The sequence below is a fragment of the Pseudomonas sp. JS3066 genome (assembly GCF_036328175.1).
Lineage (GTDB): Bacteria > Pseudomonadota > Gammaproteobacteria > Pseudomonadales > Pseudomonadaceae > Metapseudomonas.
The window spans coordinates 1,023,993-1,037,041 of sequence record NZ_CP143312.1; the positions used below are offsets into that span (position 1 = coordinate 1,023,993).

Annotated in this window: 10 protein-coding genes; all 10 read left to right on the plus strand. The window is 61.2% G+C overall.

Annotated features, from left to right (window positions below; all coding sequences use genetic code 11):
* Positions 1-576: 576 nt before the first annotated feature.
* The 10 genes from putP to aruF all read left to right on the plus strand — a co-directional run bounded on the left by putP (position 577) and on the right by aruF (position 12,939).
* The gene (putP, locus tag SA496_RS04895) at positions 577-2,070 is read left to right on the plus strand and encodes a sodium/proline symporter PutP (RefSeq protein WP_120652479.1); all 1,494 of its coding nucleotides are present in this window, start codon (positions 577-579) and stop codon (positions 2,068-2,070) included.
* Positions 2,071-2,366: 296 nt separating this feature from the next.
* A complete protein-coding gene (gene acs, locus SA496_RS04900; protein ID WP_330115095.1) occupies positions 2,367-4,322 on the plus strand; it encodes an acetate--CoA ligase in 1,956 nt (651 codons plus the stop codon).
* A 608-nt stretch (positions 4,323-4,930) separates the two neighbouring features.
* Entirely contained in the window at positions 4,931-5,713 is a 783-nt protein-coding gene (locus SA496_RS04905; RefSeq protein ID WP_120652476.1) for an ABC transporter substrate-binding protein, read from the plus strand.
* Between the two features lie 108 nt (positions 5,714-5,821).
* Positions 5,822-6,511, plus strand: a complete 690-nt coding sequence (locus SA496_RS04910) for an ABC transporter permease (RefSeq protein ID WP_120652475.1) — start codon at positions 5,822-5,824, stop codon at positions 6,509-6,511.
* Positions 6,508-7,206 carry an ABC transporter permease gene (locus SA496_RS04915; protein ID WP_120652473.1) on the plus strand — a complete coding sequence of 233 codons (699 nt, stop codon included), beginning with the start codon at positions 6,508-6,510 and terminating at the stop codon, positions 7,204-7,206. Before SA496_RS04910 ends, SA496_RS04915 begins: the two co-directional genes overlap by 4 nt.
* A 3-nt stretch (positions 7,207-7,209) precedes the next feature.
* On the plus strand, positions 7,210-8,322 hold the full coding sequence (locus SA496_RS04920; protein ID WP_330115096.1) for a succinylglutamate desuccinylase/aspartoacylase family protein: 1,113 nt from the start codon (positions 7,210-7,212) through the stop codon (positions 8,320-8,322).
* 19 nt (positions 8,323-8,341) lie between these two features.
* Entirely contained in the window at positions 8,342-9,106 is a 765-nt protein-coding gene (gene aotP, locus SA496_RS04925) for an arginine/ornithine transport ATP-binding protein AotP (RefSeq protein WP_028626373.1), read from the plus strand.
* A gap of 96 nt (positions 9,107-9,202) precedes the next feature.
* On the plus strand, positions 9,203-10,189 hold the full coding sequence (argR, locus tag SA496_RS04930; RefSeq protein WP_120652469.1) for a transcriptional regulator ArgR: 987 nt from the start codon (positions 9,203-9,205) through the stop codon (positions 10,187-10,189).
* Between the two features lie 359 nt (positions 10,190-10,548).
* On the plus strand, positions 10,549-11,769 hold the full coding sequence (locus SA496_RS04935) for an aspartate aminotransferase family protein (RefSeq protein ID WP_120652468.1): 1,221 nt from the start codon (positions 10,549-10,551) through the stop codon (positions 11,767-11,769).
* A gap of 153 nt (positions 11,770-11,922) precedes the next feature.
* Complete coding sequence (gene aruF, locus SA496_RS04940) at positions 11,923-12,939, plus strand: arginine/ornithine succinyltransferase subunit alpha (RefSeq protein WP_120652466.1); 1,017 nt, start codon at positions 11,923-11,925, stop codon at positions 12,937-12,939.
* Positions 12,940-13,049: the final 110 nt, after the last annotated feature.

Below are 13,049 nucleotides of genomic sequence, written 5' to 3' on the forward strand. Positions count from 1 at the left end.
TCATGGGCTTGCAAACAGGTTGCACCTTTTGGCGGAAAGTTCCCTGAATCAGAGGATCTGGCAAAGGAATCAGAGAATCCTAAAAGAAAGGCGCAGTGCCATATCTCTAAATTCCGCACTCGCCTTGCGGCTGCCCAGAGCTCGAAGCGTTCTTGCGGGCTGGAGAGGTTGTACTAGACCGAAGTAGTAGCGAATCCAGAGAGGAGGGCGTGATGTCGAAAGCGATTCACGCCTACTCGAGCGGAGCCAGGTATTCCCTTGCTCCTGCTTACCTTTGGCTGCTCGTGGCCAGTCGGCCCAGTCCTTTCGCTGGCCGCGCTTTGAGCGGCCATTGCGAGGCAACCAGGCGTTACCACTGATTCGCATGGTGGACCGAGCCTCCAGAGGCACGGTGCGCTGTCGCATTGGCAGGGCCGGACGCCCTGTGATGATTGCCCGATCGGGATTACCTCGGCCCCATGGCTGGCGTGGTCGGGAAGCAAACCGGTAGCCGTCACAAGTGGCCGCCAAATACCAACCACGGAAGCGGACTACCCGCCGCCTCCGAATAAAAACAATCGAGCAGGGGAGACCCCCATGAGTATGAGCAACCCGATGCTGATCACTTTCGTGATCTATATCGCGGCCATGGTGCTGATCGGCTTTGCCGCCTATCGCTCCACCAACAACCTTTCCGACTACATCCTCGGTGGCCGCAGCCTCGGTAGCTTCGTTACCGCACTGTCCGCCGGCGCCTCCGACATGAGTGGCTGGCTGCTGATGGGCCTGCCGGGTGCCGTCTACCTCTCCGGTCTCTCCGAAAGCTGGATCGCCATTGGCCTGATCATCGGCGCCTACCTCAACTGGCTGCTGGTTGCCGGCCGTCTGCGCGTGCAGACCGAACACAACGGCAACGCCCTGACCCTGCCGGATTACTTCACCAACCGCTTCGAAGACAACAGCCGCATCCTGCGCATCTTCTCCGCCGTGGTGATCCTGGTGTTCTTCACCATCTACTGCGCCTCTGGCGTTGTCGCCGGTGCCCGCCTGTTCGAGAGCACCTTCGGCATTTCCTACGAAACCGCCCTGTGGGCCGGTGCAGCCGCGACCATCTGCTACACCTTCGTCGGTGGCTTCCTGGCTGTGAGCTGGACTGACACTGTGCAGGCCAGCCTGATGATCTTCGCCCTGATCCTCACCCCGATCATCGTGATGATTGCCACCGGCGGCATGGACACCACCTTCGCTGCCATCGAGATGAAAGATGCCGCCCACTTCGACATGCTCAAGGGTGCCAGCTTCGTCGGCGTGATTTCCCTGCTGGCATGGGGCCTGGGCTACTTCGGTCAGCCGCACATCCTGGCGCGCTTCATGGCTGCTGACTCCGTCAAGTCCATCCCGAATGCCCGCCGCATCTCCATGGCCTGGATGATCTTCTGCCTGGCCGGCGCCGTGGCCGTGGGCTTCTTTGGTATCGCCTACTTCTCCGCTCATCCGGACCAGGCTGGTGCCGTTACTGCCAACCACGAGCGCGTGTTCATCGAGCTGGCCAAGATCCTCTTCAACCCGTGGGTCGCTGGCGTGCTGCTGTCCGCTATCCTGGCTGCCGTGATGTCCACCCTGAGCTGCCAGCTGCTGGTGTGCTCCAGTGCCCTGACCGAAGACTTCTACAAGGCCTTCTTCCGCAAGAACGCCAGCCAGACCGAGCTGGTGTGGGTAGGTCGTGCCATGGTGCTGCTGGTGGCTGTGATCGCTATCGCCATCGCCGCTGACCCGGAAAGCAAGGTGCTGGGCCTGGTGTCCTATGCCTGGGCTGGCTTCGGCGCTGCCTTCGGTCCGGTAGTGATCCTGTCCCTGGTCTGGAAGGGCATGACCCGTAACGGCGCTCTGGCCGGTATGATCCTGGGTGCTGTGACCGTTGTCCTGTGGAAGAACTTCTTCGGCTGGACCGGTCTGTACGAAATCGTTCCGGGCTTCATCCTCTGCACACTCGGCATCCTGATCTTCAGCCGCATCGGCAACGCCCCGTCTGCCGCGATGATCAAGCGCTTCGACGAAGCCGAGAAGGAATACCAGGACGCCCACGTCTGACACTGTGCGGCACGCGGCCGGTCGTCCGTGTGCCGTGCTCCGGGTTGATCCCGGGCTCTCACCAACGACCCGATAGTGCTTCACCGGCCCATGTCCCTGGATATGGGCCGGTTTTTTTGCCCGTGGAAAGGTGAGGGCGCTCCTGGTCGGCTCGTTCGCCAGGCCTCGGCACTACGCGATTCTCGCTGCTTCGACCATAGTCCGGGTTTGGTAAGACCATGGTCGAATGGCCCTACAGAAGGGCGGGGGATACAAAAGGCGCCATACAAAAACAACTACCCACCGAGGTAAGACCCATGAGTGCTGCTTCTCTGTATCCGGTCCGCCCTGAAGTGGCCGCCCAGTCCCTCACCGACGAAGCGACCTACAAAGCCATGTACCAGCAGTCGGTCATCAACCCCGATGGCTTCTGGCGTGAACAGGCCAAGCGCCTCGACTGGATCAAGCCCTTCACCAAGGTGAAGCAGACTTCGTTCGACGACCACCATGTCGACATCAAGTGGTTCGCTGATGGCACCCTCAACGTGTCCGCCAACTGCCTGGATCGCCACCTTGCCGAGCGTGGCGACCAGGTTGCGATCATCTGGGAGGGGGACGATCCCTCCGAGCATGAGCACATCACCTACCGCGACCTGCACGAGCGCGTCTGCAAGTTCGCCAACGCCCTGCGTGGCCAGGATGTGCATCGCGGTGACGTGGTGACCATCTACATGCCGATGATCCCGGAAGCCGTGGTCGCCATGCTGGCCTGCACCCGTATCGGTGCCATCCACTCCGTGGTGTTCGGTGGCTTCTCCCCTGAAGCCCTGGCCGGTCGCATCATAGACTGCCGTTCCAAGGTGGTGATCACTGCCGACGAAGGCTTGCGCGGCGGCAAGAAGACCCCGCTGAAAGCCAACGTCGATGACGCGCTGACCAACCCCGAAACCAGCAGCGTGCAGAAGATCATCGTGGTCAAGCGCACCGGTGGCGATATCAAGTGGAATCAGCATCGCGATGTCTGGTACGAGGATCTGATGAAGGTGGCGGGTAGCACCTGCGCGCCGAAGGAAATGGGCGCCGAGGATCCGCTGTTCATCCTCTACACCTCCGGCTCCACCGGCAAACCCAAGGGTGTACTGCACACCACCGGGGGCTACCTCACCTACGCTTCGCTGACCCATGAGCGTGTATTCGATTACCGCCCGGGCGAAGTGTTCTGGTGCACCGCCGACATCGGTTGGGTCACCGGCCACACCTATCTGGTGTACGGTCCGCTGTCCAACGGCGCAACGACTGTCATGTTCGAAGGCGTACCGAACTACCCGGACATGACCCGCGTCGCCAAAATCGTCGATAAGCATAAGGTCAACGTTCTCTACACCGCCCCCACCGCTATTCGCGCCATGATGGCCGAGGGCAAGGCTGCGGTAGCGGGCGCCGACGGCTCCAGCCTGCGTCTGTTGGGTTCGGTGGGTGAGCCGATCAACCCGGAAGCCTGGCACTGGTACTACGAGAATGTCGGCCAGGGCCGCTGCCCGATCGTCGATACCTGGTGGCAGACCGAAACCGGCGCCTGCCTGATGACCCCGCTGCCGGGCGCCCACGCCATGAAGCCGGGCTCCGCTGCGCGTCCGTTCTTCGGCGTGCAACCGGCGCTGGTGGATAACCTTGGCAACATCCTGGAAGGCGCGACCGAAGGCAACCTGGTGATCATCGATTCCTGGCCGGGTCAGGCGCGCACCCTGTACGGCGATCACGACCGCTTCGTCGACACCTACTTCAAGACCTTCAAGGGCATGTACTTCACCGGCGACGGCGCGCGTCGAGACGAGGACGGCTACTGGTGGATCACCGGTCGTGTGGATGATGTGCTCAACGTCTCTGGCCACCGCATGGGTACCGCAGAAATCGAGAGCGCGATGGTCGCCCACCCGAAAGTTGCCGAGGCTGCGGTGGTGGGTATGCCCCACGACATCAAAGGGCAGGGCATCTACGTTTACGTCACTCTGAATGCGGGAGAGGAGTCTTCCGAGCAACTGCGTCAGGAACTGAGGAACTGGGTGCGCAAGGAGATCGGTCCGATCGCGACCCCGGACGTAATCCAGTGGGCTCCGGGCCTTCCGAAGACCCGCTCGGGCAAGATCATGCGCCGTATCCTGCGCAAGATCGCCGTTGCCGAATATGATGCCCTCGGCGACATCTCCACTCTGGCTGATCCCGGCGTGGTGCAGCACCTCATCGATACTCACCGCACCATGCAAGCTGCCTGATCGGGGCTTGTCGCAAAACCCCGCTCTGGCCACAAGCCGGGGCGGGGTTTTGCATTTTTACGATGGGGGACATGAGGGGCTGCAGAAATGCAGCGCGATAACCGATCGGCACTTCTTGGGTAGCGCATCAATCTCTCGTTGTAATTACCGATTTCTTATCGGGTTTCAGGTGGGGGCGGGGAGCTTGGGTAACAGTCCTGGTTACGAGATGCACCAAACTGGTTCCATTGGGAACGTGTCGCGCACTTTCAGGGCTTTTTTCGCGGCTCTGAAAACTATGTGAGTTTCGCCAGGTCCCGGAATAGAAGGTTTCTGCTTTTTATGGTCCGATAATTGCCTTTTAAACAGGTTCTGTGCGTTATCTTTTCGGCACTTTTCTCTGTGCCTGTCAATGCTCTTCTGAGCCCTCTCCAGTGCTTCTGTAATTTGTTGTCGCATTGAAGAAATATCGACTTCGGGGCTGTGGCTAGAATGCCGCACACCCAGTCGGAGCCTTTTGCCCACGGCATTCAGCCAGCAAAGACGACGACTCTTTCTACAATTCGTGGACCGTCTGGGCGAATCTCACGCTGCCAACAGAAGCCATATCCCTTTGAAGGAGTCATAACATGAAGAAGATTGCACTTCTCGGCGCCATGGCGCTGTCCCTGTTGTCGCCGTTGGCCGCCATTGCAGATGACGCCAAGCCGCTGCGCATTGGTATCGAAGCCGCTTACCCGCCCTTCGCCTACAAGACTCCGGAAGGAAAGATCACCGGCTTCGACTACGACATCGGCAACGCTCTGTGTGCAGAGATGAAAGTCGAGTGCAAATGGATCGAGCAGGAGTTCGACGGCCTGATCCCAGCCCTGAAAGTACGCAAGTTCGACGCCGTACTTTCCTCGATGACCATCACCGAAGAGCGCCTGAAGTCTGTGGACTTCACCAAGAAGTACTACCACACCCCCGCTCGTCTCGCGATGAAGGAAGGCACCGTCATCAATGACCCGCTGACTGACCTCAAGGGCAAGAAAGTCGGTGTGCAACGTGCTTCCATCTACGATCGCTACGCCACCGACGTTTTTGCACCGGCCGGTGTCGAAGTGGTTCGCTATAGCTCGCAGAACGAAATCTTCCTGGACATGAACGCCGGCCGCCTCGACGCCACTCTGGCGGACGTGGTGAACATCGACGACGGCTTCCTCAAGACCGACGCCGGCAAAGGCTTCGCCCTGGTAGGTCCGGCCTTCAGCGAGAAGAAGTACTTCGGTGAAGGCGCTGGCATTGCCGTGCGCAAGGGCGACACGGCCCTGGCCGAGAAGATCAACACTGCCATCGCCGCCATCCGCGCCAATGGCAAGTACAAGGAAGTGCAGGACAAGTACTTCAAGTTCGACGTCTACGGCGAGTAATCGCTTTTCCCTGAAAGTGGCACAAACTTCACATAGCGGTTTGTGCCACTTTTTCGTTGTGGCGGTGCCGCCCGGAGCATCCCGGCGCGCTGCATGAGGATCTGAATCATGCTCAACGGCTACGGCTCGACCATACTCGATGGTGCCTGGCTCACCCTGTTGCTGGCCCTGTCTTCCATAACCATGGCAGTGGTACTCGGCCTGATCGGTGCCGCCTTCCGACTGTCCCCGATCAAGTGGCTGTCCCTGCTGGGCGAGACCTACGCCACTGTGATTCGTGGCATTCCCGACCTGGTGCTGATCCTGCTGATCTTCTACGGCGGCCAGCAGATCGTGAACGTCGTCGCCCCCATGGTCGGCTACGACGACTACATCGATCTGGATCCTTTCTGGTCCGGCGTCTTCACCCTCGGCTTCATCTTTGGCGCCTACCTTTCGGAAACCTTCCGGGGCGCCTTCATGGCGATCCCGAAAGGGCAGGGCGAGGCGGGTATGGCCTATGGCATGAGCGGTGCCAAGGTGTTCTTCCGCATCCTCGTGCCGCAGATGATCCGCCTGGCGATTCCCGGCTTCACCAACAACTGGCTGGTGATGACCAAGGCCACCGCGCTGATTTCGGTGGTCGGCCTGCAGGACATGATGTTCAAGGCCAAGAGTGCAGCGGATGCGACCCGTGAACCCTTCACTTTCTATCTCGCGGTTGCCGCGCTCTATCTGGTGCTGACCAGCGTCTCGCTGTTGGCGCTGCGGTACATGGAGCGACGTTACTCGGTGGGCATCAAGGCGGCTGAACTATGATCTTCGACTACAACGTGATCTGGGAGAGCCTGCCGCTCTACTTCGGCGGTGTGCTGGTAACCCTCAAGCTCCTGGCGATTTCCCTGGCGCTGGGCCTGACCGCAGCTGTGCCGCTGGCGCTGATGCGGGTTTCCAAACAGCCCTGGGTGAACTTGCCGGCCTGGCTCTACACCTATGTGATCCGTGGCACCCCGATGCTGGTGCAGCTGTTCCTCATCTACTACGGGCTCGCCCAGTTCGAGGCCGTGCGTGAAAGCGCGCTTTGGCCCTATCTGTCCAATGCGACCTTCTGCGCCTGCTTGGCTTTCGCGATAAACACCAGCGCCTACACCGCCGAGATTCTTGCCGGCAGTATCAAGGCCACGCCGCATGGCGAGATCGAGGCAGCCAAGGCCATGGGCATGTCCCGCGGCAAGCTCTACCGCCGTATCTTGCTGCCGTCGGCCCTGCGTCGTGCGCTGCCGCAATACAGCAACGAAGTCATCATGATGCTGCACACCACCAGCCTGGCGTCCATCGTCACCCTGATCGACATCACCGGTGCGGCGCGTACCGTGAACTCGCAGTACTACCTGCCGTTCGAAGCCTTCATCACTGCGGGTGCGTTCTACCTGTGCCTGACTTTCGTTCTGGTACGCCTGTTCAAGGCGGCCGAACGTCGCTACCTGGCCTATCTGGCCCCGCGCAAGGCCTGATCCATGCAACGTATCGACCATGAATTGCCCTGGGGATGCCTGGGGACCCGCCGCCAGCTGACGGTTTTCCGTTTCGGCAGCGGCGAGCGCAAGGCCTACATCCAAGCGTCCCTGCATGCTGATGAGCTGCCGGGTATGCGAGTGGCGGTGGAGCTCAAGCGCCGCCTGTGCGAGCTGGAAGAGCAGGGTCGCCTGAAGGGCCTGATCGAGTTGGTGCCGGTGGCCAACCCCGTCGGCCTTGGCCAGCTCGTCCAGGCTGCCCAGCAGGGTCGCTTCGAGCTGGGTAGCGGCAAGAACTTCAATCGTGATTTCGCGGACCTTGCCAGTCTGGTGGCAGAGCACCTGGACGGCCGTCTGGGTAGCGACGCAACTGCGAACGTGGCGCTCATCCGCGAGGCCATGGGCGAGGCGCTGGCCGCGTTGCCAGCGGCGGGTTCAGAGCTGACAGGTATGCAGCGTCTGTTGTTGCAGCATGCCTGCGACGCCGACCTGGTGCTGGATCTGCACTGCGATTTCGAGGCAGCGGTGCATCTCTATTGCCTGCCGCAGCACTGGAGCGAACTGCGTTCGTTGGCTGCTCGCCTGGAAGCCGGCGCGGTGCTGACCGCCGAAGATTCCGGCGGCAGTTCATTCGATGAGTCCTGCTCGCTGCCCTGGTTGCGACTGGCCCAGCGTTTCCCCGAAGCGTCGATTCCTCCAGCTTGCATGGCGACGACCGTGGAGCTGGGCAGCATGGCGGATACCGACAAGCCGCTGGCCGAGGCTCGCGCCGAAGCCATCCTGGCCTTCCTTGCCGACCAGGGCCTGATCACCGGCCAGTGGCCGGTGGCCCCGCAGGATTGCTGCGAGGCGACGCCGTTCGAGGGAGCTGAATATCTCTACGCACCGCACTCAGGGGTCGTGAGTTTCCTCCAGAGCGCCGGTGCGAAGGTCAAGGCTGGCGATCCGCTGTTCGAGGTGATTGACCCGCTGGAAGACCGTCATGCGGTGGTTTGCGCGTCGGTGGACGGCGTGCTGTTTGCGCGTGAAAGGATGCGATTTGCGCAACCTGGACTTTGGCTGGCCAAGGTGGCCGGCCGTGAACCCATTCGTCAGGGACGCCTGCTGAGCGACTGAGCCAAACGAGACCGAAACCATGTACAAACTGGAAGTCCAAGATCTGCACAAGCGCTATGGCAGCCACGAAGTCCTCAAGGGCGTGTCCCTGGCGGCGAAGGCTGGCGACGTCATCAGCATCATCGGCTCGAGCGGCTCGGGCAAGAGTACCTTCCTGCGCTGTATCAACATGCTGGAGCAGCCGCACGGCGGCAAGATCCTCCTCAATGGAGAAGAGCTGAAGCTCGTGGCCAACAAGGACGGCGGCCTGAAAGCGGCCGATGCCAAGCAGCTGCAGCGCATGCGTTCGCGCCTGGCGATGGTGTTCCAGCATTTCAACCTCTGGTCGCACATGAGCGCCTTGGAAAACGTCATCGAGGCGCCTGTGCATGTGCTCGGCGTGCCGAAGAAGGAAGCCATCGAGAAAGCCGAGCATTACCTGGCCAAGGTGGGTGTGGCTCATCGCAAGGACGCCTATCCGGCGCACATGTCCGGTGGTGAGCAACAGCGCGTGGCGATTGCCCGTGCCCTGGCCATGGAACCGGAAGTGATGTTGTTCGACGAACCCACTTCGGCCCTGGATCCGGAACTGGTAGGCGAGGTGCTGAAGGTCATGAAGGACCTGGCCGTGGAAGGCCGCACCATGGTCGTGGTCACGCACGAAATGGGCTTTGCCCGTGAGGTGTCCAACCAGCTGGTGTTCCTGCACAAGGGCCTGGTGGAAGAGCGCGGTTGCCCGAAGGAAGTGCTGGCAAACCCGCAATCCGATCGCCTCAAGCAGTTCCTTTCCGGCAGTCTGAAGTGATCTCCGCTACGGCGGCCTCGGGGCCGCCGTAGCGCATTCGAATCCCTGATTCGCCTTGTCTCTTTCCTTTCTCCGGGGTCTGCTAAGCTGCCTGCCATGACTGCCCATCGAATCGCTTTTCTCCTCTGGCCTGGTACCAAGGCGCTGACCCTGGCGCTGGCCGAAGAAGCTCTGCGCGTTGCCCAGCGACTACATCCGGAAGTGGTTTACGACATGTCCTTCCTGCAGGCCGAGCCCGCCCCCGAGGGGAACTGGCGCCTGCCGGGCGACGCCTGGGTCGGCAAGCTCGATGGCCTGCATCGCCTGTTCCTGGTGGCCGACGAGCCGCCGGCACAGACTTCACCTGCACTCTCTGCTGCGCTCAAGCAGGCGGTACGTGCCGGTTGCGTGGTCGGTGGCCTCTCCGCTGGCGTCTATCCGTTGGCGCAGCTGGGTCTTCTGGATGGTTACCGTGCCGCAGTGCACTGGCGTTGGCAGGACGACTTCACCGAGCGCTTCCCAAAGGTCATTGCGACCAGCCATCTGTTCGACTGGGATCGTGACCGTCTGACTGCATGTGGTGGGTTGGCGGTGCTTGACCTTTTGCTGGCGGTACTGGCCCGAGATCACGGCGCCGAGCTGGCCGGTGCGGTGTCCGAAGAGCTGGTTGTGGAGCGCATCCGTGAGGGTGGCGAACGCCAGCGCATCCCTTTGCAGAATCGACTGGGCTCCAGCCATCCGAAGCTGACCCAGGCCGTGCTGCTGATGGAAGCCAATATCGAAGAGCCGCTGACCACCGACGAAATCGCTCAGCATGTCTGTGTGTCCCGTCGCCAGTTGGAGCGCATCTTCAAGCAGTACCTGAATCGCGTACCCAGCCAGTACTACCTGGAGCTGCGCCTGAACAAGGCCCGGCAGATGCTGATGCAGACCAGCAAGTCGATCATCCAGATCGGCCTGTCCTGCGGCTTCTCTTCCGGTCCGCATTTCTCCAGCGCCTACCGCAATTTCTTCGGTGTTACCCCGCGCGAAGACCGCAACCAGCGCCGCGGCGCCAGCCCCTTCGAGACCCAGCAGCCGACTCCTGTGGCTGAGCGGACCTAAGAAAGCAATTCCTTCCGTTGTGGGAGCGAATTCATTCGCGATTGCAGGACACAGTCCTGCTCATGAAGTGGCGGCGCATCTGTCGCGGTCATTTCGCGAATGAATTCGCTCCCACAATTCCTCCTGCGATCCTTTGCTCAATACCCACCAGTCACCCCGTGGAGAAATTTTCCCCACGGGTGCGTAGCGGTGGCGATCAGCGTTTAAACTGCGCCTTCCCGACGCTTTCTGTCGCATTTCCATAAGCGCCGGTTTTAGCGGGGTTGGCGCTGTAAGAAGTTGTCGCATGGCGGCAATGCCAACCCAGAATCAGTCCCTACAATCCTTTCATCACTAGCCGTTCATGGCAGGAGAAACTGATGTCCGTTGAGCATGCGCAGGTCGAGCGCGCCGATTTCGACAAGGTGATGGTTCCCAACTACGCCCCCGCCGCTTTCATCCCGGTGCGTGGTCAGGGTTCCCGAGTCTGGGACCAATCCGGTCGCGAGCTGATCGATTTTGCCGGCGGTATCGCAGTGAACTCCCTGGGGCACGCGCACCCGGCGCTGGTCAAGGCGCTGACCGAGCAGGCCAACAAGATCTGGCACGTCTCCAACGTCTTCACCAACGAGCCGGCCCTGCGCCTGGCCAAGAAGCTGGTGGATGCCACGTTCGCCGAGCGCGTGTTCCTGGCCAACTCCGGCGCTGAAGCCAACGAAGCGGCTTTCAAACTGGCCCGTCGTTATGCCCATGACGTCTATGGCCCGCAGAAACACGAGATTATCTCCGCTACCAACAGCTTCCACGGTCGTACCCTGTTCACCGTGACCGTGGGTGGCCAGCCGAAGTATTCCGACGGCTTCGGTCCGAAGATGGAAGGCATCAGCCATGTGCCCTACAACGACCTGGAAGCCCTGAAGGCCGCCATCTCCGACAAGACCTGTGCCGTGGTCCTGGAGCCCGTGCAAGGCGAAGGTGGTGTACTGCCGGCCGACAAGGCCTACCTGGAAGGCGCCCGCAAGCTGTGCGACGAGCACAACGCGCTGCTGATCTTCGACGAAGTGCAGAGTGGCATGGGTCGTACCGGCCATCTGTTCGCCTATGAGCACTACGGCGTGATCCCGGACATCCTCTCCAGCGCCAAGAGCCTGGGCGGTGGTTTCCCTATCGGCGCCATGCTGACCACCAGCGAAATCGCCAAGCACCTGTCCGTGGGCACCCATGGCACCACCTATGGCGGCAACCCGCTGGCCAGCGCTGTTGCTGAAGCGGTGCTGGACGTGATCAACACCCCGGAAGTGCTCAGCGGCATCAATGCCAAGCATGACCGTTTCAAGGCTCGCCTCGAGGCCATCGGCACCAAATACGGCATCTTTACCGAGGTTCGTGGCCTGGGCCTGCTGATTGGCGCCGTTCTCTCCGAAGCCTGGCAGGGCAAGGCGAAAGACGTGCTTAACGCAGCCGAGAAGGAAGCCGTGATGGTCCTCCAGGCCAGCCCGGATGTGGTGCGCTTCGCACCCAGCCTGGTAATCCCGGATGCGGACATCGATGAAGGTCTGGACCGCTTCGAACGCGCCGTCGCCAAGCTGACCCAGGCTTAAGTCTCTGCTGGACGCAGTGCAGGGAAAGCGCTGCGCTGCGATCCCAGGGATGGAACAGATTCATGTGTGAGTGCGGGCCATAGGGGCCCGTCTTTTCTCTGGATGGAACCACTGGTTCGTTCGGAGTCTTCAACAAGAAAAGGAGTGACCCCCATGTTGGTGATGCGCCCCGCGCAAATGGCCGATCTCGCTGAAGTTCAGCGCCTGGCCGCGGATAGCCCCGTGGGTGTCACTTCGTTGCCGGATGACGCCGAAGTGCTGGGCGAGAAGATTGCCGCGTCCGAGGCGTCTTTCGCCGCCGAAGTGAGCTTCAATGGCGAGGAGAGCTATTTCTTCGTCCTGGAAGACAGCAAGACCGGCCGTCTCGCCGGTTGCTCGGCGATCGTTGCCTCGGCCGGTTTCTCCGAGCCCTTCTACAGCTTCCGTAACGAGACCTTCGTCCACGCTTCTCGCTCGCTTTCGATCCACAACAAGATCCACGTCCTGTCGCTCTGCCACGACCTCACCGGCAACAGCCTGTTGACCAGCTTCTACGTCGAACGCGACCTGGTGAACACCTCCGTTGCTGAACTCAATTCGCGTGGCCGCTTGCTGTTCATGGCGAGCAACCCGGAGCGCTTCGCCGATGCCGTGGTGGTGGAAATCGTGGGTTACAGCGATGAGCACGGCGAGTCGCCGTTCTGGGACGCTGTGGGGCGCAACTTCTTCGACCTCAACTACACCGAGGCCGAACGCCTGTCGGGCCTGAAGAGCCGCACTTTCCTTGCCGAGCTGATGCCGCACTACCCGATCTATGTGCCGCTGTTGCCGGATGAAGCCCAGGAATCCATGGGCCAGGTGCACCCACGTGCGCAGATCACGTTCGACATCCTGATGCGCGAAGGCTTCGAGACCGACAACTACATCGACATTTTCGACGGTGGTCCGACCCTCCATGCCCGAACCTCGAGCATCCGTTCGATCGCCCAGAGCCGCATGGTTCCGGTGAAGCTTGGCGACCAGGGCAAGGGCGGTCGCCAGTACCTGGTTTGCAATGGCCAGCTGCAGGATTTTCGCGCGATCGTCGCCGAGCTCGACTGGGTTCCCGGCAAGCCGGTGGTGTTGGGTGAGGAAGCGGCCGAAGCGCTGGGTGTTGGCGAAGGCGCCAGCGTCCGCCTGATTGCGGTTTGAGTCTTTGACCCTCCTTCCGCCGGGAGGAGGTGGCCCTGGTTGGGCCGGATGAGGGCACTGCTCTCTCCCTGGCTCCCTTCCCGGACGGAAGGGGGCGCAATTTCTGGAGG

Excerpts from the sequence above, each read along its gene's own strand:
- SA496_RS04920 (WP_330115096.1), top strand. The coding sequence starts at position 7,210 with ATGCAACGTATCGACCATGAATTGCCCTGGGGATGCCTGGGGACCCGC.
- putP (WP_120652479.1), top strand. The coding sequence starts at position 577 with ATGAGTATGAGCAACCCGATGCTGATCACTTTCGTGATCTATATCGCG.
- SA496_RS04910 (WP_120652475.1), top strand. The coding sequence starts at position 5,822 with ATGCTCAACGGCTACGGCTCGACCATACTCGATGGTGCCTGGCTCACC.
- SA496_RS04905 (WP_120652476.1), top strand. The coding sequence starts at position 4,931 with ATGAAGAAGATTGCACTTCTCGGCGCCATGGCGCTGTCCCTGTTGTCG.
- SA496_RS04935 (WP_120652468.1), top strand. The coding sequence starts at position 10,549 with ATGTCCGTTGAGCATGCGCAGGTCGAGCGCGCCGATTTCGACAAGGTG.
- acs (WP_330115095.1), top strand. The coding sequence starts at position 2,367 with ATGAGTGCTGCTTCTCTGTATCCGGTCCGCCCTGAAGTGGCCGCCCAG.
- SA496_RS04915 (WP_120652473.1), top strand. The coding sequence starts at position 6,508 with ATGATCTTCGACTACAACGTGATCTGGGAGAGCCTGCCGCTCTACTTC.
- aruF (WP_120652466.1), top strand. The coding sequence starts at position 11,923 with ATGTTGGTGATGCGCCCCGCGCAAATGGCCGATCTCGCTGAAGTTCAG.
- aotP (WP_028626373.1), top strand. The coding sequence starts at position 8,342 with ATGTACAAACTGGAAGTCCAAGATCTGCACAAGCGCTATGGCAGCCAC.
- argR (WP_120652469.1), top strand. The coding sequence starts at position 9,203 with ATGACTGCCCATCGAATCGCTTTTCTCCTCTGGCCTGGTACCAAGGCG.